Source organism: Selenomonas sp. CM52 (genome assembly GCF_000292955.1).
Lineage (GTDB): Bacteria > Bacillota > Negativicutes > Selenomonadales > Selenomonadaceae > Selenomonas.
Map to the genome: position 1 here is coordinate 68,430 of NZ_ALNM01000019.1, position 18,793 is coordinate 87,222.

Here is an 18,793-nt window from a genome sequence, read left to right on the forward strand (position 1 = left end):
GATTTTTCCCCGCCTTTTTTTGCATGTGGCAAGGATAATGCGTTTTTTTGTCGAATAAGGTCATGAATCAAAGAGTGAAAATTTAGGAGGAACTCAAATGCAGAGTTTTGAAATGCAGGTTGGAGGCCGTCCGCTGATCATCGAGCAGGGAAAGATGGCGAAGCAGGCGAACGGCTCCGTTCTTGTCCGCTATGGCGATACGGCGGTGCTCGTCGCGGCGACTGCGTCGGCAGAGCCGCGCGAGGGCATCGACTTCTTTCCGCTGACGGTTGACTTCGAAGAAAAGATGTACGCTGCCGGCAAGATTCCGGGCGGCTTCATCAAGCGCGAAGGCCGCCCGAGCGAATCGGCGATTCTTTGCAGCCGTCTCATCGACCGTCCGATCCGCCCGCTGTTTCCCGAGGGTTTCCGCAACGATGTGCAGATCATCGCGACGGTGCTCTGCGTCGACCAGGACAATGCTCCCGAGATCGCAGGCATGATCGGCGCTTCGTGCGCTCTTTGCGTCTCGGACATCCCGTTTGCCGGACCGATCGCAGGCGTCAAGGTCGGCCGCGTCGACGGTGAACTCGTCATCAATCCGACGGAGGCGCAGCGTGCAGTTTCCGACTTGAATCTGACGGTTGCCGGCTCGCACGACGCCGTCATGATGGTCGAGGCGGGAGCGAACGAGCTTCCAGAGGAAGTCATCCTCGAAGCGATCCTCTTCGGGCACAAGGAGATTCAGCGCATCGTCGAGTTCCAGCAGGAGATCGCCGCTGCCTGCGGCAAGGAGAAGCGCGAAGTCAAGCTCTTCCTCGCGCCGGAAGAACTCGATCGGGCGATTCGCGACTACGCTTCTTCGCGTCTCGACGAAGCTGTGCGCAATCCCGACAAGCTCGACCGCGACGAGCATATCGCCGCCATCGGCGCGGAGGTTCTGGAGCATTTCCTTGCGGACTATCCCGAGAACGCCAAGGAGATCGCCGCCGTCACGCACAAGATCGTCAAGGAGAGCGTGCGCCGCATGATCACGCACGAGAAGATCCGTCCCGACGGGCGTGCGCTCGATGAGGTGCGCCCCGTGAGCTGCGAGGTCGGCCTTTTGCCGCGCACGCACGGCTCGGGGCTTTTCACGCGCGGGCAGACGCAGGTACTCACGATCACGACGCTCGGCTCTGTCGGCGACGAGCAGATCATCGACGGTCTTGGTCCCGAGCAGTCGAAACACTACATTCATCAGTACAACTTCCCCGGCTACAGCGTCGGTGAGGCGCGTCCCGCACGCGGTCCCGGCAGGCGCGAGATTGGTCACGGCGCTCTGGCGGAGCGTGCGCTCCTGCCCATGATTCCCTCGCTTGATGAGTTCCCCTATACGATCCGCCTCGTGTCGGAGGTCTTGGAGTCGAACGGCTCAAGCTCCATGGGCAGCGTCTGCGGCAGCACGCTCTCTCTGATGAACGCGGGTGTTCCGATCAAGCGTCCCGTGTCGGGCGTCGCCATGGGACTCGTCAAGGACGGCGACCACTATACGATCCTGACGGACATCCAGGGCATGGAGGACGCGCTCGGCGATATGGACTTCAAGGTCGCGGGCACGGAGAAGGGCGTGACGGCGATCCAGATGGACATCAAGATTGCCGGCATCACGCGCGACATTCTCCTTTCGGCGCTCTCGCAGGCGAAGCGCGGCCGCGCCTTCATCTTAGAGAAGATGCTCGCCGTCATCGACAAGCCGGCGGCCGATCTCTCGCCCTATGCGCCGCGCGTCACGGTCATGAAGATCCATGTCGACAAGATCCGCGAGGTCATCGGCTCGGGCGGCAAGACGATCAAGAAGATCATTGACGAGACGGGTGCGCAGATCGACATCCAGGAGGACGGCACGATCTTCATCGCGGCGGCGGACGGCGAGGGCGCAAAGAAGGCGCAGCAGATCATCGAGGATATCGTGCGCGATGTGGAGGTCGGCGCTGTTTACAAGGGCAAGGTCACGCGCATCATGAACTTCGGCGCCTTCGTTGAGATCCTGCCGGGCAAGGAGGGGCTTTGCCACATCTCCCAGCTTGCACGCCATCGTGTCGCTCAGGTCGAGGACGTCGTGCATGAAGGCGATGAGCTTGAAGTCAAGGTCGTCGAGATCGACAAGCAGGGACGTGTGAACCTCTCGCACAAGGTTCTTCTCTGAGTATAGGAATCGAAGACTCGCGCTGCTTGCTGCGGCGCGAGTCTTTTGTTGAGACTCATTTCCTATTCTTGCACCGCGTGCTTTTCGTGCTTATTGTCTTTTCTCTTCCATAACGGTATAATGGAATGGGAAGTTTTATTGGGAAGCTTTCGGAAAGGATGAATTTCGATGATAGGCGATCTTCTGCGCAGGGAACGCGAGAGGCAGAATTTATCGATCAAGGATATTGAAAAGGCTACGAGCATACGCGCTTTATATATAGATGCAATCGAGAAAGGCGAATACAAGACATTGCCCGGTGAGGTCTATGCGAAGGGCTTTGTCCGCAATTATGCAAACTATTTGAAGCTTAATGCCAACGAGATCGTAAACGCTTTCAATGAAGAGATGCACCCGCAGGAAGAGCTGCAGGACGCGGCAGGATCTTCTTCGGCGGAAGAAGCAAGGCAGGAGCAGTCTACAGAAAGGAACAGGGAGGAATACCGAGGGCCGAAGATCACCTCGCTTGAAAGTTATCCGATGGAGAAGAGATCCCATGGCGTTCGCAATGCTCTGATGGTGGCGGTGGCCGTCTTCGTCGTTGCCTTCGCGGCGCTCATCGCCTTCGGCGGGGACGAAGAGCCGAGCGCTCCCGCGCCGCGTGCAAAGACGCAGACGCAGCAGGGGCAGAAGCCGGGACAGAAGCAGACGGAGGCCGCGCCGAAGGCGGCGGCTGACGGTGTAGAGGTGAAGCTCAGTTTCACCGATCGCTGCTGGACGGAAGTCGTCGTTGACGGCAAGACGGAGTTCGAGGGGACGGCTGAAAAGGGCAAGGTCTTGACGCTCAAGGGCAAGGACAAGGTGCGCATCACGGCGGGCAATGCCGGAGCGCTCAACTATTCTCTGAATGGCAAGGACATGGGCGCGATCGGGCAGAAGGGCGAAGTGGTGGAGAAGACCTTTACCAAAGAGAATGCGGCGAAGTGATCGATGGTTGGAAGCGTGAAGGATTTTTTGCCGATGAGCCGGACGGACATGGAGGCAAGAGGCTGGGACGAGCTTGATTTCATCTTCGTTTCGGGCGACGCCTATGTCGACCATCCGGGCTTCGGCACTGCGATCATCTGCCGCGTGCTCGAAGCGCACGGCTATCGCGTCGGCATCATCGCCCAGCCCGATTGGCACAGTGCAAAAGATTTTCGACGTTTAGGCAAGCCTCGGCTTGCCTTTCTTGTATCGAGCGGCAATCTCGATTCCGTTCTCGCACGCTTCACGGCGGCGAAGAAACTGCGCCGGCAGGACACCTATTCACCTGGCGGACGCATGAATTGCAGGCCTGAGCGCGCTGTCAGCGTCTATGTGAAGCGGCTGCGTGAGGCTTGGGGTGAGATTCCCGTCATCATCGGCGGCATCGAGGCGAGCCTGCGCCGCATGGCGCATTACGACTATTGGCGCGATGAGGTGCGCCCGTCCATCCTCTTAGAGAGCGGCGCAGACCTTCTGATCTACGGCATGGGAGAGAAGCAGATCGTCGAGATCGCCGCCGAACTTCATGCGGGCGTTGCGATCGAGAACGTGCAGGATGTGCGCGGTACCTGCTACCGCGTGCCGAACCGCGACTATGTATGGGACTATGTGGAACTGCCGCCCTATGAGAAGGTCGCGAAGGACAAGGCGCAGTTTGCCGACGCCTTCCGCGTCGAATATCTGGAGCAGGACCCCCTGCGCGGGCGCAGGCTCATCCAGCAGAACGAAGAGATCTGCGTCGTGCAGAATCCTCCGGCGCTGCCCTTGACGACGGAAGAGATGGACGAGATCTACGAACTGTCGTATCGCTATACATGGCATCCAGTATACGACAAGGCGGGTGGCGTGCCCGCCATCGCCGAGGTCAAGTTCAGTCTCGTCAGCCAGAGGGGCTGCTTCGGCGGCTGTCATTTCTGCGCCATCGTGTCGCATCAGGGGCGCATCATCCAGCATAGGAGCAAGGAGTCGCTGCTGCGCGAGGCGAAGCGGCTCATTGCCCTGCCCGATTTCAAGGGCTATATCCACGATGTCGGCGGGCCGACGGCGAACTTCTATGAGCCGTCGTGCAGCGCCCAGCTCGTGCGCGGGACGTGCCGCGGCAAGGCGTGTCTTTCGCCCTTGTGCGAGAACCTGCGAGCCGATCACAGAGAATACTTGGCTATCCTAGAGAGCCTTCGCACGCTGCCTGGCGTGAAGAAGGTCTTCATCCGCTCGGGCATTCGCTTCGACTACCTGCAGCAGGCGCACGATGATTTTCTGGAAGTGCTGTGCCGTCATCATATCAGCGGACAGCTGCGCATCGCGCCCGAGCATGTATCGAGGCGCGTCACGCGACTCATGGGAAAGCCCGGAAAATCCGTATACCTGCGCTTCGTCAAGGCGTTCGAGGAAATGAACCGAAAGCTCGGTAAGAAGCAGTACCTCGTGCCGTACTTCATGTCAAGCCACCCGGGCGCGCACCTCGAAGACGCCGTCGAGCTTGCGGAGTTCATCCATGAGCGCGGCTACCATCCCGAGCAGGTGCAGGACTTCATCCCGACGCCCGGCACGCTTTCGACCTGCATGTACCACACGGGAATCAATCCTCTGACAGGCGAGAAGGTCTATACGGCGAAAAAGGCGGAGGAGAAGAGGATGCAGCGCGCGCTTCTGCAATATTGGCTGCCCGAGAACGACGCCATCGTGCGCAAGGCGCTGCATCTGGCGGGCAGGGGCGACCTCATTGGCTACGGGAAGAAGTGTCTGCTGCGTCCGAAGCGGCGCGAGACGGTAGAAAAAACGAGAAGAAAACGAAGGAAAGAGAAGGGGATATAGATGCGTTGCCCATTTTGCAAAGAGGAGGACAGCCGCGTCGTCGACTCGCGTGCAGCTGACGACGGCAATACCATTCGCCGCCGCAGGGAGTGCACGTCGTGCGGCAAGCGCTTTACGACATACGAGACAGTGGAGAAGATTCCGCTGATGGTTATTAAAAATGACGGCAGGCGCGTCGTCTTTGACCGCAACAAGCTGCTGAACGGCCTCATACGCTCGTGCGACAAGCGCGACATTCCGACGGAGCGCATCGTCGCCCTGGCGGATGAGATCGAAAAGGAGCTTCGCAACACGATGGATCGCGAGGTCTACACGCGCGACATCGGCGAACTCGTGATGGAGAAGCTCAAGAACTTCGACGAGGTCGCCTACATCCGCTTCGCCTCGGTCTACCGCAAGTTTGCCGACATCAGCGGCTTCCGCGAGGAGTTGGAAGCGCTGCTCAGGGAGAAGAACCCGTCTTGAGCTGGAAGATCAAGCGGCGTCTGCGCGAGCAGTTGGAACGCGAGCAAGGCTATTTTTCGTTTCCGACGGGCACGCGGCGCGCCTTCGCGCTCGTATACCCCAATTCCTACTTCGTCGGCATGTCGAACCTCGGGCTGCACATCATCTACGACCTCTTGAACCGACGCGGCGACACGGCGTGCGAGCGCTTCTTCCTGCCGAGCGACGAGGAACAGCGCGAGCATGAGCGTACGGGCACGCCGCTTCTGAGCCTGGAGAACCAGCAGCCGCTCCATCGCTTCTCTTTGATCGGCTTTGCCGTCTCCTTCGAGATGGACTACTTCAACCTGCTGCGCATCCTGCAGCTTGGCAAGGTCAAACTTCTGGCGGCGGAGCGCGGCGAGCAGGACGCCATCGTCCTCGCGGGCGGGCCTTGCGCCACGTTCAACCCCGAGCCGTTGAGTCTCTTCGTCGACGCCTTCGTCATCGGCGAGGGCGAGGTCGTCATGCCGGCTCTGATGGACGCATACGACGCCGCCGTGCGGCAGGGCCTTTCGCGTGCCGAGCTTCTGCGCGCCCTCTCGAAGGTCGAGGGCGTCTATGTGCCCTCGCTCTACGCGCACGACTACGATGCGTCGGGCCGCCTGTGCGCCATTCGCCCTGCGGCGGGCGCTCCTTCGCGCGTCACGCGCCAATGGGTGCGCGATCTCGACGAATTTCCCGCGCACACCGTCGTCGTCACCGACGATACGGAATTCAACCTTTACCTCATCGAGACGGCACGCGGCTGTGGCAGGCACTGTCGCTTTTGCATGGCGGGCTACTGCTTTCGACAGCCGCGCAATCGCTCGCTGAAGGTCTTGGAAAAGGAAGTCCAAGAGGCGAAGAAGTACGAAAAGCGCATCGGACTCATGGGAGCCGCCATCTCGGACTATCCCGAGATCGACGCTTTGTGCCGCGACATTCTGGCAGAAAATCTCGGTATGTCGGTCGCCTCCTTTCGCGCCGATTCCGTGACCGAGGAGCTTGTCGCGTCCCTTTCGAGGAGCGGGCTGCGCACGATCACGCTCGCCCCCGAAGCGGGCAGCGTGCGCATGAGGAAGATCATCAACAAGGGCATCGAGGAGGAGCATCTGCGCCATACGGTCGATCTCGCGCTGCAGGCGGGCATCCGCCAGTTCCGTCTCTACTTGATGATCGGTCTGCCCTACGAGGAGGAAGAGGACATCAAGGCCATCGTCGATATGACCGTGCGACTGCATGAGCATATTCGGGCGAAGAAGGAGCATGCGCAGATCACCTTGAGCATCAATCCGTTCATCCCCAAGCCATTCACGCCCTTCCAGTGGCTGCCTATGGCGGACGAGAAATGGGTCAAGGATGCGATGAAGACGATCCGAAAGGGGCTGGCGCCCTACAGGAGCATCCGCATCATCGCCGAATCGCCCAAGAGCGCCTATGTGCAGGGCGTGCTCGCGCGCGGCGACCGCCGCGTCGCTCGCGCCCTGCACCGCGCCTTCCTCGCGGGCGGCGCGAAATCGTTCAAGCGTGCGCTGAAGGAAGAGGGGCTTTCCTTTGCGGACTTTCTGCAGGTGCGGCACGCAGAAGATGCGGTATTCCCGTGGGATGCGCTCGACATGGGATTTCCCAAGCAGTACCTCTACCGCGAACTACAGAGGGCGGCGGCGCTGCAATATACGAAACCTTGCTTTTCGGGATGCACACGCTGCGGCGTTTGTGATACAATGGAGGAGAGACATGTTTCAGCTCAGACATAGCGGCGGCCTTTGGCGCGGCTCGTTCTCGCTCTTTCCCGAGGAGGGGCTGGCGCACGGCATTTCCACGCGCTTGGGCGGCGTCTCGAAGCCGCCGTTCGCCGCGCTGAACATGGCGCTCCACGTCGGCGACTGCGCCGCGGACGTCTCGGAGAATCGCTGTCTCTTTGCTGAGGCTCTGGGGCTTGACGCTGCGCGGATCGTCACGCCGCGCCAGGTGCACGGCGATGAAGTGCGCCTTGTCCGCGCCAGCGATGCGGGCATGGGCGCGAGCCGCTATGACGAGTCCGTGCCTGCCTGCGACGCCTTGATGACGGCGGAGTCGGGACTGCCCTTGTTGCTGTGTTTCGCCGACTGCGTGCCGCTCCTCTTCTTCGATCCTGTGCGCCGCGTCATTGCCGCCGCTCATGCGGGCTGGAAGGGAACGGTCGCCAAGATCGGACGAAAGACCGTGCAGCGCATGGCCGAGACGTTCGGCTCGCGTCCGCAGGACATCCTCGCGGGCATCGGCCCCTCCATCGGCGCGTGCTGCTTCGAGGTCGGCGAGGAGGTCGCGGCGGCTTTTCGCGCGGCATTTCCTGAAGCGCCGGAGCTTCTTTCGCACTCGCCCGAGGGAAAGCGGACGATTGACCTGTGGGCGGCCAACCGCCTGCAGCTCGAAGCGGCGGGACTCCTTCCCGCGCATATCGACAGCGCTGACGTATGCACGAAGTGCAATGCCGGACTCTTTTTTTCCTATCGCGAAGAGCACGGGACGACGGGACGCTTCGCCGCGTGGATCGCCTTGAAGTAGTTTGCAGGAGGTAAGCAAGTTGATCGAAGAGAATCTGCATGAAGTTTTGCGCTCCATCGAGGAGAGCAGGGCGAAGAGGACGATTGCCGACGCGAAAGAGCCTGTCCGCCTCGTGGCGGTGACGAAGAATCACGGCGTCGCCGAGATGCGCGAGGCGATCGCGCATGGCGTGACGGACATCGGCGAAAACCGCATACAAGAAGCGCGGGAGAAGTTCGAGACGCTTGAGCGCACGGCTGTATGGCATCTCATCGGTCACTTGCAGAAGAACAAGGCGAAGTACGCCGTGAAGCTCTTCGACCTCATTCATTCCGTTGACACCTTGGAGCTTGCCGAGGCATTGGACAAGGAAGCGGGCAAGATCGGCAAGCGGCAGGACGTCCTCGTGCAGGTCAACCTTGCCAAAGAAGCGTCGAAGTCCGGCATTTACGAAGAAGACTTGCAGCCCCTGCTCGAAGCTGTCGACGCACTGCCGCATCTGCGCCTTCGCGGTCTGATGTGCATAGCGCCCAACTACGACGAGGTCGAGGAGACGAGGCCGCTCTTTCGCCGCATGTATGAAATTTTTCAAAGGACGAAGGAGTTTCCGTGGAAAACGGCGAATATAAGTTATTTGTCAATGGGTATGACACATGATTATCGGATCGCTGTGGAAGAAGGCGCCAATATCGTTCGTGTCGGCACGGCCATTTTCGGGCCACGTCAATATTGAGGAGGGAACAAGATGGGCTTCATTGATAAGGTGTGCGGAAAAATCGGCCTGATCGATCCGGAAGACATCAACGATAAAAGGGATTTGCGCGACGAAGACGACGATTTTGCAGAGTTTGACGAGATGGAGCGCGAGGAAGCGCCGGCGTCGAATGTCGTGAACTTCCAAACGGCAGCGGCGAACGCTGCGATGAACAATGTCGCCGCCTACAAGATGAAGGTCGTCGTCATCGAGCCGAAGTCCTTCGACGATGCGCAGCAGGTGGCGAACTGTCTGCGCGAGAAGCGCCCCGTCGTCATCAACTTTGAGAACACCATCGAGGAGGACGCCAAGCGCATCACGGACTTCATCAGCGGCACGATCTACGCGCTGAACGGCGAGATCAAGAAGGTCAGCAACAACGTCTTCTTCTGTGCGCCGAGCAACGTCAATATCTCCTATTCGGAGGACAAGAAGTCGGTGTCGACGGAGATGCCGTGGCTGAAGAAGTAGGGCGGCGGCGATGAAACTTGCATTGATCGGCGGCGGCATGATGGCGGAGGCCGTCATCGCCGGCGTTCTGCGCGAAGAGGTGCTTCCTGCGGAGGCGGTCTTCGTCTCCGAGCACAAGGCGGCGCGCGCCGAGGAATTGAAGAAAACGTACGGCGTGCAGGCGTTCTGCAGCGCGCAGTCGTTCCTCGGCGATATGGACGTCGTCATTCTCGCCGTCAAGCCGAATGCGGCGGAAGCGGCGCTCTTGGAAATTCGCGGGGCTTTGCGCTCGGATGCCGTCCTCGTGTCCATCGTGGCAGGACTGCCGCTTCCTAAGCTCGAAGCGCTGCTTCCCGGTCAGCCCGTCATCCGCGTCATGCCCAATACGCCGCTCGCCGTGGGCGAGGGAATGTCTGCCTATGCGCTCGGCTCGCGTGCGGGCGCAGCTCACGAGGAAGCGATTCGCACGATTCTCGCGGCGGCGGGAAAGGTCGTCTGCGTCAAGGAGTCTTTGATGGACGCCGTCACGGGGCTTTCGGGCAGCGGACCGGCTTTCGCCTTCCTCGTCATCGACGCGCTCGCGGATGGCGGCGTGGCGGCGGGGCTTTCGCGCAAGGACGCGCGTCTTTTGGCGGCGCAGACATTGCTCGGCTCCGCCAAGATGGCGCTCGATACGGGCAGGCATCCCGACGAGCTGCGCGATCAGGTCACGTCGCCTGCGGGCACGACCATCGCAGGACTGCGCGTCCTTGAACAGCGTGCCGTGCGCGGCGCATTCCTTGACGCCGTCTTGAGCGCGGCGGAAAAATCGAAGTCTTTAGGGGAATAGGAGCACTATGTCGAATCGGGAAAAAATCCTGCGTTTCTATCGCGGCTCGGAAGGCGAAGAAACGGCAGTGAAATTAGTCGATGCCGCAGAAAAGGCGATGAAGAATCAAAAGTTCCGCCTGACGGCGTTCCTCGACCCCTTCGGGCAGGAAATCGCCGAGGTCGTGGCGGCCAACTTCGAAGGTCTCGCCGTCTCTTTCAACGGCGGCTATGCGGGGGCGGAGCGCCAGCGTGCCGTCTTTCAGCATGAAGATTTTCGCGGCACGCCCTCTTGGGAAATCGCCGTCGTGGAGGCGCAGTGGAAGGATGCGTTCGCGCACATCTCGCATCGAGACGTTCTCGGCGCGATCATGGGGCTCGGTGTCGAGCGCGAGATCATCGGCGACATCCAGATTCAGCAGGGCGCGGCGCGTATCGTCACGGCAGAGAACATGGCGGATTTCCTGCTGACGAACTGCGTGCAGTTCGGCGCAGCGCATGTGACGTGCTCGCTCGGCGAACTTTCCGCCCTCCTGCCGCGCGAGGAGCGCTGCAAGGAGATTCGCGCGACGGTCGCCTCCCTGCGCGCCGACTCGATTGCGGCGGCGGGCTTCGGCATGTCGCGCAGCCGGGCTGCAGCGGACATCGCGGCGGAAAAGCTCAAGCTCAACTGGCAGTCCGTAAAGAGCGCCTCCCAAGCCGTCAAGGAGGGCGATGTGCTTTCCATGCGCGGCAGGGGACGGCTTGAAGTGAAGGAGATTCGCGGTCAGACGAAGAAGGGGCGCATCAGCGTGCTCCTGCACCGCTATCTGTGATGACGAAACGAGGTTTCTCTAAGAGAAAGGACTGAGGCGGTTCTCGTGCCGATTTTTTTGAGCATTTGCATCGTAGTCTTGGATCAAGTCGTGAAATTCCTTGTCGCCCATGAGATGTTTCCGGGAATGTCAATCCCCGTCATACAAGATGTCTTTCATATCACGTTCGTTTTGAATCCCGGCGCTGCCTTCGGCATCCTCGCCCATCAGCGCTCTTTTTTTATCGTCATGGGCATCGTCATCGTCATCTTGGGCGGCCTTTTCTCGCCCTACATCCGCCGCCAGTGCCGCATCTTTCGCTGCGGCACGGCACTCCTGCTCGGCGGCGCCCTGGGCAATCTGATCGACCGCGTGCGCTTCGGGCATGTCATCGACTTCTTTGATTTCCGTATATGGCCGGTCTTCAATATCGCGGACATCGCCATCGTCGTCGGCGTCGCGGCCATCATCTACGCCATCCTCTTCAAGATGCACCCTGCGGAGGACGCTTGACATGAAGGAACGGCTGATCGTCGACGAAGGGGCTGCGGGAGAACGTCTCGACCGCTTTCTCGCCGGCAGGGAACTGGAGGTTTCGCGCTCCCATATCCAAAAGCTGATCGAAAGCGGCTGCGTCCTCGTCAACGGCAGGACGGCGAAGGCGAACGCCAAGCTGCGCGAAGGGGATGCCGTGGAGACGGAACTTCCCGAAGCGCAGGAGTTGGAGATCCTGCCGGAAGACATCCCCTTGGACATCCTCTACGAGGATTCGGACGTCATCGTCATCAATAAGGCGCGCGGCATGGTCGTTCATCCGGCGGCGGGAGCAGCGGACGGCACGCTCGTCAATGCGCTGCTCCATCACTGCGAGGATTTGTCGGGCATCAACGGCGTCATACGGCCGGGCATCGTGCACCGGCTCGACAAGGACACGTCGGGCGTCATGGTGGCGGCGAAGAACGATCGGGCGCACGTCGACCTCGCCGAGCAGATTCGGGAGAAGACGGCGCAGCGCATCTATCGGGCGATCGTCTGCGGCACGATTGCCGAGGACAGGGGCGAGATCCGTGCGCCGATCGGCCGCCATCCGACGGAGCGCAAGAAGATGGCAGTCGTGCCGGGCGGCAAGGAAGCGACGACGCTCTTTCGCGTCGTCGAGCGCTTCCCTGCGCACACGCTTGTCGAGTGCCGCTTGAAGACAGGGCGCACACACCAGATTCGCGTCCACATGGCCTATATCGGCCATCCGCTGCTCGGCGATCCGAAATACGGCAGGAAGACGCCCGATATAGCGGGGCAGGCGCTTCATTCCTGCGAGCTCTCGTTCACGCATCCGCGCACGAAAGAGCGCATGACATTCGCGGCAGAAATGCCCGAGGATATGAAAGCGATCCTTTATGCCTTGCGGCGAGGGCGCTGAAGCGGCTGAACACATGGAGAAGGCAGGGCAGTTGATGGACGAAAACGCCATCGAAGGACAGAAAGGGGCGGGATGATATGGCGACCTTAGTCGACAAGACGGTTCTGATGGATGAAGATGCGATCCGTCGCGCACTCACGCGCATTTCGCACGAGATCGTGGAGAGGAACAAGGGCACGGCGGGAATCGTCCTCGTCGGCATACGAAGCCGCGGCATTCCGCTCGCGGAGCGCATCGCGGCGGCGATTGAGAAGATTGAGGGTTCGAGGCCTGCCATCGGCGTCCTCGACATCACGCTGTACCGCGACGATCTCTCGACCCTCGCGTATCAGCCCGTCGTGCGCGAGACGGAGATTCCCGTCGACATCACGGGAAAGACCATCGTGCTCGTCGACGATGTGCTCTACACGGGGCGGACGATCCGCGCGGCGCTCGACGCTCTGATCGACATGGGGCGTCCGAAGAGCATCCAGCTCGCCGTCCTCATCGACCGAGGCCACAGGGAGCTGCCGATCCGCGCCGACTTCGTGGGAAAGAACGTGCCGACCTCCTCCAAGGAGGAGATTCGCGTCATGCTCGAAGAGCACGACGCAGAGGAGCGCGTCGTGCTTGCCGAGAGGCAGGAGGCGTGACATCTGCATACAAAAAAGAGAAGAGGCTGCAGCACTTTTGCCTGCAGCCTCTTCTCTTTTTCGTATCGTATCGGTCACAGCATCGCCTTGTATCGCGCTTGTTCCTCATTTGCCGTACATGCGAGCGAGCGGATTGTCCTTGAAGATGTTTCCCTGCTCAATGTAGCGGTGCACCATCTTCTCCGATTTGTGGCGCGTCTGGCGCATGATGGTCAAGGCGTCGACATCGTGCTGCGCGGCGCTCGTCGCGAAGCCTCGGCGCAGGCTGTGCCCGGCAAAATCCTCCTCGCTGAGGCCGGCTTTTTTGATGTACTTCTTGACGATGAGCGCCACGGACTTGTCCGAAAGCTGTGTATCGCGCAGTTCATGATTGCGCTTGAAGGGGCGGAAGAGCGGCCCTTTTTTGATGCCGCTGAGGGAGAGCCACGCACGCAGCGCACGAACGGCGCAGATTTCCTTGTCGGGCGCATAGGGAATGCCAATATAGCTTCCCTTGCCGAGTTGGTCGCCCTTCGATTTGCCGATGAAGACGACCATGCCTTCGGCGGAGAAGCTGACATCCTCGACCGTGAGCGCGACGAGTTCCGAGCGGCGGAACGCTCCTGCAAAGCCGAGGAGGAGCAGCGCCTTGTCACGAATCGAGGCCTCGTCCGTGCCGAAGCCGTCGGCGATCAGATAGAGCGTCTCCAGGAGGATCGGCGCCTTGCCGTGCTGGAAAGTTCCCTTCTCCCTGCGGATGGCGGACATGGCGTTTCGCACGAGTCCCGAGTGGGCGGGATTGTCGCGCTTGTAGCCGGCGGCGATGTGGTTCTCCGAGATGGCGGTGACGCGGCGCGAGACCGTGTTCGCCTTCGCATTGTCCGCGAGGTCATTGATGTAGTTGACGATGGTCTCGGGCTCTGCGGGCAGGGAAGCAGTCTGGTGATGCTCGCACCAGTCGGCGAAATCGTTCCAATCGCTCGCATACGATTTGATCGTATTGAACGATTTGCTCTTCTGCATGCGCCGCTTGCTCTTGGCGGAAAGTTTCTCGTTCTGCTCGACCTGCTGGTTCTTGGCGAGCAGGAAATCGTCGCGTACATCCATCACAAAACACCTCATGTGTCAAAATTCATTCAGCAGTATCACCATTATACAAGAATCTTGGATTTTTTCCAGATGGAAAAAGCGGATGCAGCTCGATGGCTTCGAGGTGCATCCGCTTTCTTTTCGGGAAAGTTTGTGAAATCGGGTTCTTCTTTTGCAGCGGCAGGCTTACTGTAGCGCCGTCTTCAGCGTTTCCATGTTCTTCTTCATGGTGTCGATGTAGGCATTGAGTGCCTGATCGTTCGCCTCGCCTGTGACGACGGGATCGAGCGTGTAGATCTTCGCGCCTGTCTCGCGCGCGATGGTTTCAGCGGCGCTTGGCGAGTACTGCGGCTCGGTGAAGAGAACCTTGACGGGCAGTTTCTTGACCTGTTCGATCGTCGCCTGCAGCTCGGCGGGCGTCGGCTCGGTGCCCGGCTCGCGCTCGACGACGCTGATGATGTTGAGGCCGAATTCCTTGGCGAAGTAGGGGAAGGCTTCGTGGAAGGTCACGATGTCCTTGTTCGGCACCGTGTCGAGTTCGGCGTGCATCTCGGCCTTGAGCGCTTCGAGTTTCTTGATGTAGGCGGCGGCGTTCTTCTCATAGGCGTCGGCGTGCTTGGGGTCGGCTGCCTTGAGCTGCTCGGCGATGTTCTTCACTTGCAGGATGGCGTCGGTGACGCTGAGCCAAACGTGCGGATTTTCCTCATCGTCGTCTTTCAGAAGCTCGATGCCCTTGGAGGCGTCGATGATCTTGAGGTTCTTCTGCTGCTCGACGACCTTGTCGAGGAAGCTCTCCATGCCTGCGCCGTTGATGACGAAGGCATCGGCCTTTTCGAGCGTCTTCATGTCCTCGGTCATGAGCTGGTAGTCGTGCAGGCAGCCTGTCTGCGGCTTCGTCATGTTGGTGACGGTCACGCCGTCGACGCCCTGCGTGATGTTGATGGTGGCGACGTACATGGGGTAGAAGGACGTGACGATGTGGAAAGATCCGTCCTTGCCGCCTCCCGCCGTGTTCGTGCTGCCGCATCCCGTGAGGAGCAGGCAGAGAGAGGCGAGAAGGCAAAAGAGCATGTTTTTGCGTTTCAAAAGAATGACCTCCTGTGCGTGGGGAAACGTCATGAACGATTTCCCGTGAGTAGTAATTTTACTATTTGATAGAATAGCACAGGAGATTTCATTTGACAAGCTTATTTTTTGTTGGAAAGAGGGATTCAAAGGCCTTTCTTTTCACGGCACTCTTGGCAGATGCCGTAGAATTCAAAGATGTGTCCCGTGATGAGGAAGCCTCTTGCCTCGGCTTCCTTCGTGTAGGCTTCCTGCATGGGACAGATGTCGATGCATTCCGTTTTGCCGCATTCCGTACAGACGAGGTGGTGATGGTGATGACCTGGCTCGACGATCTCGTAGACGTTTCCCGCTGCGCGGTAGATTTCATGAATAACGCCGAGATTCGAGAGGAGCGCGAGGTTGCGATAGATCGTATCGAGAGAAACATTGGAATGCTTCTTGCGCACGGTGGCAAGAAGCTGCTGCGCCGTGGGGAAGGGATCGCATTCATGGAAAGCGTCGAGGACGGCGCGCCGTTGCGGGGTCAGTTTGTAGCCTTTGGAGCGCAGGAGTTCCAGATGATCTTCAGTCATGACATCCTCCTTTGTTCGAGGGTATACACGGTTTTTCTCATCATACCATAGGAAGGCGGAAAGGGATAGAGTGCGGAAGAAAGAATCGTTGGGCAGATGCTTTGTTCTGTGTGATAGAAACTTGATAATATGGAAATGAAATCGTACAGACGCTCAGAAAAGGGCACACGTAACAGAGCCTTCCCAGAGAATCTCAAAAAGCTGGGAACAGGTACATCGACGGAGTTGGAATTAGATTTTCGTGTCTGTTTTCTGTTGTCAAGCGCAAACGATAACATCGTGATCTCATTGGTTGCATCCCTTCGCTGACAGCTGCTAAAATATACTATGGATATGCTTCTTTTTCCATGCTATAATGATTCCATGCTATAATGATTTCGTGAGATCTCTGTAATAAAAATGTGGACATGATGAGAACCCATGACTAGTAAGGGGAGCGTATATGTGGAAGAAGATTTTTGGCAAGTCCGCAACAAAGAAGAATGAAGTGACTCCCGTCGATATCGAGCGCTCGCGCCTGCCGCGCCATGTTGCCGTCATCATGGACGGCAACGGACGCTGGGCGAAGGGGCAGGGATTCTTGCGCACGGTCGGTCATCGCGCGGGTGTAGATACGCTGCATGATATTTTGGATACAGCGATCGATTTGAAGCTGGAAGTTCTGACGGTCTATGCGTTTTCCACGGAAAACTGGAAGCGGCCGCACGACGAGGTCGACTTCCTCATGCGGCTCTTTTCCGAGTATCTCGATAAGGAAGAAAGGGAGATGCACGAGAAGAATGTGCGCATCCGCTTCATCGGGCGCGTCGATGAATTGACGCCCGAGCTGATTCGGCGCGTGCGCCATGCCGAAGAACTGATGAAGAACAATACGGGCGTGCACTTCTGCGTCGCCGTCAACTACGGCGGGCAGGACGAGATCTGCCGTGCCGTGCAGGGATTGGCTGGGAAGGTACAGGCGGGGGAACTTTCGCCGGAGGAAATCACGCCGGAGCTTTTTCAGGCATCGCTTGATACGAAGGAATTGCCGCCCGTTGACCTTGTCATCCGCACGAGCGGCGACATGCGTCTGAGCAACTTCCTGTTGTGGCAGGCGGCGTATGCGGAGTTCTGGTTCACGGAAACGAATTGGCCGGATTTCAAGCCTGAATGCTTCATGGAAGCGCTTCGCGACTATGCGAGCCGCGAGCGGCGCTTCGGTGGAATCAAGGAAAAATAAGAGGGAATAAGGGGATCGCCCAACAAAGAGGTGCTTGACTTGCTTACAAGAATTATCACGGGCGTTGTCGGCATAGCGCTCGCAGCCTTCGTCATCATGCAGGGAGGCTGGCTCTATGCCGTTTTTGCCATCGCGCTTTCGTTTGCCGCATGGCATGAGTATGCGTCGGCGTTCGACCATCTGGGAATGCCGCTCGCGAGGCTCGTCGGCTTCGTCGCCATCTCGCTCTTCGGCACTGCCGCCTGGCTGTGGGGAAGCGCGTGGCTCGTCGCAATCGCGACGTTTGCTGTGCTCCTCGTTTTTGCCGAGGCTGTCTTTCGCCATGAGGCTTTTGCCGTCGATCAGGCTTGCTTTTCCATCGCGGGGATCGTCTATGTCGGCTTTTCTTTCGCGCATCTGATCCTGCTGCGCTTCCTGGCGCAGGATGTCGTTCTCGCAACACCCGCCGGCGATATGACGCTTGGCTGCGCGTTCCTTTGGATCATGTTCCTCGGCACATGGTCGAGCGACACGTTCGCTTACTTCGCCGGCTCGTTCTTCGGCAGGCGTAAACTGTGCCCCGCAATCAGTCCGAAGAAGACGGTCGAAGGATTTCTTGGCGGCCTTGTCGGCACGACGGCAGTCGTCGCGGCGCTCGGCTGTGCTCTTGGCTTTTCCGTGCCGTTGATGGCGCTGCTCGGTGTGCTTCTCGCGCTCACAGCGACGGTTGGCGATCTCGCTGAATCCGTCATCAAGCGCTATGCGGGCATCAAGGATTCGGGGCGGCTCATCCCGGGGCACGGCGGCGTCCTCGACCGTTTTGACAGCGTGATGTTCACAGCGCCTTTCGTCTATTATTTTATTCAGGTCTTCGGCTTGGCAGGAGTTTGATGTATGAAGAATATTGCAATCTTGGGTTCTACGGGTTCGATTGGACGCCAGACGGTTGATGTGGCGCTTGCACATCCGGAGCTTTTTACTGTTTCCGTGCTCGCGGCGAACGCTAGCGACGAATTGTTGGAGAAGCAGATCGAAGCGCTCTCCCCTGAGCTTGCCGTGCTTGCCGATGAGGCGGCGGCGGCGAGGCTCAAGGCGCGGTACGGCGGCAAGACGCGCATCGAAGGTGGTCGCGACGCCTTCATCGAGGCGGCGGCATATCCGGCGGCGGACATCGTCGTCACGAGCATGATGGGGTTTGCGGGGCTTGCACCGACGATGAAGGCGCTCGAAGCGAGGAAGGATATCGCGCTCGCGAACAAGGAGACGCTCGTCGTCGCGGGCGAACTCGTCATGGCGAAGGCGCGTGAGATGGGCGCGGCGATCCTGCCCGTCGACAGCGAGCACTCGGCGCTCTTTCAGTGCCTGCAGGGCGAGGAGGCAAGATGCGTCGAGCGCATCATCCTCACGGCTTCGGGCGGCCCCTTCCGAGGAAAGACGCAGGACGCGCTCAAGAAGGCGACGGTCGAGGAGTGCCTTGCGCACCCGACGTGGCAGATGGGGCAGAAAATCACGATCGACTCTGCTACGCTCGTCAATAAGGGGCTTGAGGTCATCGAGGCGCATTGGCTCTACGATGCGCCATACGATGCGATCGAGGTCGTCGTCCATCCTGAGAGCATCATCCATTCGATGGTTGGCTTCAAGGACGGCGCCGTCATAGCACAGATCGGACCGGCCGACATGCGCCTGCCGATCCAGTACGCGCTGACGTATCCGAAGCGTCAGTCTTCGACTTTTGAGCGGTTGGACTTTTCCAAGCTCGCGCATCTTTCTTTTGAAAAGCCCGACACAGCGACGTTTCGCGGACTTCCTCTCGCCTACGAGGCGGGGCGTGCGGGCGGCACGATGCCGTGCATCATGAACGCAGCGAACGAGGTGGCCGTCGCGGCATTCCTGGCGGGGAGAATCCACTTCCTCGACATCTATGCGATCATCGAGCGCACGATGGAGAAGTGCGCCGTGCAGAAGGCGCCGACGCTGGACGATCTCTTCGCCGCCGATGGCGAGGCGCGGCGCGTGGCGCAGGGCTTCCTGCAGGAAATAGGGGGTTGA

19 protein-coding genes are annotated in these 18,793 nt (G+C 59.5%); 16 read left to right on the forward strand and 3 right to left on the reverse strand.

Translation table 11 applies throughout. The annotated features are described in order from the left end of the window. The first annotated feature begins 97 nt into the window (after positions 1 to 97). From HMPREF1153_RS04165 to pyrR, 13 genes are all read left to right on the forward strand, one after another. On the forward strand, positions 98 to 2,167 hold the full coding sequence (locus HMPREF1153_RS04165) for a polyribonucleotide nucleotidyltransferase (protein WP_009645713.1): 2,070 nt from the start codon (positions 98 to 100) through the stop codon (positions 2,165 to 2,167). A gap of 168 nt (positions 2,168 to 2,335) precedes the next feature. Next, positions 2,336 to 3,133 carry a helix-turn-helix domain-containing protein gene (locus tag HMPREF1153_RS04170; protein WP_009645642.1) on the forward strand — a complete coding sequence of 266 codons (798 nt, stop codon included), beginning with the start codon at positions 2,336 to 2,338 and terminating at the stop codon, positions 3,131 to 3,133. 3 nt (positions 3,134 to 3,136) lie between these two features. Next, complete coding sequence (locus tag HMPREF1153_RS04175) at positions 3,137 to 4,987, forward strand: YgiQ family radical SAM protein (protein WP_009645706.1); 1,851 nt, start codon at positions 3,137 to 3,139, stop codon at positions 4,985 to 4,987. Continuing rightward, positions 4,988 to 5,452 carry a transcriptional regulator NrdR gene (gene nrdR / locus HMPREF1153_RS04180; RefSeq protein WP_009645711.1) on the forward strand — a complete coding sequence of 155 codons (465 nt, stop codon included), beginning with the start codon at positions 4,988 to 4,990 and terminating at the stop codon, positions 5,450 to 5,452. It begins immediately after the preceding gene. Continuing rightward, the gene (locus tag HMPREF1153_RS04185; protein WP_009645679.1) at positions 5,449 to 7,209 is read left to right on the forward strand and encodes a TIGR03960 family B12-binding radical SAM protein; all 1,761 of its coding nucleotides are present in this window, start codon (positions 5,449 to 5,451) and stop codon (positions 7,207 to 7,209) included. The genes nrdR and HMPREF1153_RS04185 overlap by 4 nt, the downstream gene beginning before the upstream one ends. Continuing rightward, on the forward strand, positions 7,190 to 7,999 hold the full coding sequence (pgeF, locus tag HMPREF1153_RS04190) for a peptidoglycan editing factor PgeF (RefSeq protein WP_009645650.1): 810 nt from the start codon (positions 7,190 to 7,192) through the stop codon (positions 7,997 to 7,999). Before HMPREF1153_RS04185 ends, pgeF begins: the two co-directional genes overlap by 20 nt. Positions 8,000 to 8,018: 19 nt before the next feature. Beyond that, the gene (locus HMPREF1153_RS04195) at positions 8,019 to 8,711 is read left to right on the forward strand and encodes a YggS family pyridoxal phosphate-dependent enzyme (protein ID WP_009645693.1); all 693 of its coding nucleotides are present in this window, start codon (positions 8,019 to 8,021) and stop codon (positions 8,709 to 8,711) included. A gap of 12 nt (positions 8,712 to 8,723) precedes the next feature. After that, positions 8,724 to 9,203 (forward strand): cell division protein SepF, encoded by a 480-nt coding sequence (locus HMPREF1153_RS04200; RefSeq protein WP_009645637.1) that lies wholly within the window; start codon positions 8,724 to 8,726, stop codon positions 9,201 to 9,203. Between the two features lie 10 nt (positions 9,204 to 9,213). Beyond that, the gene (proC, locus tag HMPREF1153_RS04205) at positions 9,214 to 10,011 is read left to right on the forward strand and encodes a pyrroline-5-carboxylate reductase (RefSeq protein WP_009645708.1); all 798 of its coding nucleotides are present in this window, start codon (positions 9,214 to 9,216) and stop codon (positions 10,009 to 10,011) included. 7 nt (positions 10,012 to 10,018) lie between these two features. Continuing rightward, positions 10,019 to 10,804, forward strand: a complete 786-nt coding sequence (locus HMPREF1153_RS04210; RefSeq protein ID WP_009645625.1) for a YlmH family RNA-binding protein — start codon at positions 10,019 to 10,021, stop codon at positions 10,802 to 10,804. A 45-nt stretch (positions 10,805 to 10,849) separates the two neighbouring features. Continuing rightward, positions 10,850 to 11,296 carry a signal peptidase II gene (gene lspA, locus HMPREF1153_RS04215; RefSeq protein ID WP_009645640.1) on the forward strand — a complete coding sequence of 149 codons (447 nt, stop codon included), beginning with the start codon at positions 10,850 to 10,852 and terminating at the stop codon, positions 11,294 to 11,296. Between the two features lies 1 nt (position 11,297). Next, positions 11,298 to 12,203 carry an RluA family pseudouridine synthase gene (locus HMPREF1153_RS04220; RefSeq protein WP_009645639.1) on the forward strand — a complete coding sequence of 302 codons (906 nt, stop codon included), beginning with the start codon at positions 11,298 to 11,300 and terminating at the stop codon, positions 12,201 to 12,203. A gap of 77 nt (positions 12,204 to 12,280) precedes the next feature. Beyond that, positions 12,281 to 12,835: a bifunctional pyr operon transcriptional regulator/uracil phosphoribosyltransferase PyrR gene (gene pyrR / locus HMPREF1153_RS04225; RefSeq protein WP_037369802.1), complete on the forward strand. Its 555-nt coding sequence runs from the start codon at positions 12,281 to 12,283 to the stop codon at positions 12,833 to 12,835. Positions 12,836 to 12,940: 105 nt separating this feature from the next. Here the strand turns inward: pyrR and HMPREF1153_RS04230 are convergent, their stop codons facing one another. The 3 genes from HMPREF1153_RS04230 to HMPREF1153_RS04240 form a co-directional block, all read right to left on the reverse strand. Next, the gene (locus tag HMPREF1153_RS04230) at positions 12,941 to 13,921 is read right to left on the reverse strand and encodes a site-specific integrase (protein ID WP_009645647.1); all 981 of its coding nucleotides are present in this window, start codon (positions 13,919 to 13,921) and stop codon (positions 12,941 to 12,943) included. Between the two features lie 168 nt (positions 13,922 to 14,089). Beyond that, complete coding sequence (locus HMPREF1153_RS04235; protein WP_009645689.1) at positions 14,090 to 15,022, reverse strand: metal ABC transporter substrate-binding protein; 933 nt, start codon at positions 15,020 to 15,022, stop codon at positions 14,090 to 14,092. A gap of 92 nt (positions 15,023 to 15,114) precedes the next feature. Next, a complete protein-coding gene (locus tag HMPREF1153_RS04240) occupies positions 15,115 to 15,543 on the reverse strand; it encodes a Fur family transcriptional regulator (protein ID WP_009645621.1) in 429 nt (142 codons plus the stop codon). A gap of 442 nt (positions 15,544 to 15,985) precedes the next feature. Here HMPREF1153_RS04240 and HMPREF1153_RS04245 point away from each other — a divergent pair, with 442 nt between their 5' ends. The 3 genes from HMPREF1153_RS04245 to HMPREF1153_RS04255 are packed head-to-tail and all read left to right on the forward strand — an operon-like array spanning position 15,986 to position 18,793. After that, entirely contained in the window at positions 15,986 to 16,762 is a 777-nt protein-coding gene (locus tag HMPREF1153_RS04245) for an isoprenyl transferase (RefSeq protein ID WP_009645667.1), read from the forward strand. Positions 16,763 to 16,801: 39 nt separating this feature from the next. Then, positions 16,802 to 17,632 (forward strand): phosphatidate cytidylyltransferase, encoded by an 831-nt coding sequence (locus tag HMPREF1153_RS04250; RefSeq protein ID WP_009645726.1) that lies wholly within the window; start codon positions 16,802 to 16,804, stop codon positions 17,630 to 17,632. Between the two features lie 3 nt (positions 17,633 to 17,635). Beyond that, on the forward strand, positions 17,636 to 18,793 hold the full coding sequence (locus HMPREF1153_RS04255) for a 1-deoxy-D-xylulose-5-phosphate reductoisomerase (RefSeq protein ID WP_009645627.1): 1,158 nt from the start codon (positions 17,636 to 17,638) through the stop codon (positions 18,791 to 18,793).

Coding starts and splice junctions, on each gene's coding strand:
- HMPREF1153_RS04165 (WP_009645713.1), top strand. CDS start 98: ATGCAGAGTTTTGAAATGCAGGTTGGAGGCCGTCCGCTGATCATCGAG.
- HMPREF1153_RS04170 (WP_009645642.1), top strand. CDS start 2,336: ATGATAGGCGATCTTCTGCGCAGGGAACGCGAGAGGCAGAATTTATCG.
- HMPREF1153_RS04175 (WP_009645706.1), top strand. CDS start 3,137: ATGGTTGGAAGCGTGAAGGATTTTTTGCCGATGAGCCGGACGGACATG.
- nrdR (WP_009645711.1), top strand. CDS start 4,988: ATGCGTTGCCCATTTTGCAAAGAGGAGGACAGCCGCGTCGTCGACTCG.
- pgeF (WP_009645650.1), top strand. CDS start 7,190: ATGTTTCAGCTCAGACATAGCGGCGGCCTTTGGCGCGGCTCGTTCTCG.
- HMPREF1153_RS04200 (WP_009645637.1), top strand. CDS start 8,724: ATGGGCTTCATTGATAAGGTGTGCGGAAAAATCGGCCTGATCGATCCG.
- proC (WP_009645708.1), top strand. CDS start 9,214: ATGAAACTTGCATTGATCGGCGGCGGCATGATGGCGGAGGCCGTCATC.
- HMPREF1153_RS04210 (WP_009645625.1), top strand. CDS start 10,019: ATGTCGAATCGGGAAAAAATCCTGCGTTTCTATCGCGGCTCGGAAGGC.
- HMPREF1153_RS04220 (WP_009645639.1), top strand. CDS start 11,298: ATGAAGGAACGGCTGATCGTCGACGAAGGGGCTGCGGGAGAACGTCTC.
- pyrR (WP_037369802.1), top strand. CDS start 12,281: ATGGCGACCTTAGTCGACAAGACGGTTCTGATGGATGAAGATGCGATC.
- HMPREF1153_RS04230 (WP_009645647.1), bottom strand. CDS start 13,921: ATGGATGTACGCGACGATTTCCTGCTCGCCAAGAACCAGCAGGTCGAG.
- HMPREF1153_RS04235 (WP_009645689.1), bottom strand. CDS start 15,022: ATGACGTTTCCCCACGCACAGGAGGTCATTCTTTTGAAACGCAAAAAC.
- HMPREF1153_RS04240 (WP_009645621.1), bottom strand. CDS start 15,543: ATGACTGAAGATCATCTGGAACTCCTGCGCTCCAAAGGCTACAAACTG.
- HMPREF1153_RS04245 (WP_009645667.1), top strand. CDS start 15,986: ATGTGGAAGAAGATTTTTGGCAAGTCCGCAACAAAGAAGAATGAAGTG.
- HMPREF1153_RS04255 (WP_009645627.1), top strand. CDS start 17,636: ATGAAGAATATTGCAATCTTGGGTTCTACGGGTTCGATTGGACGCCAG.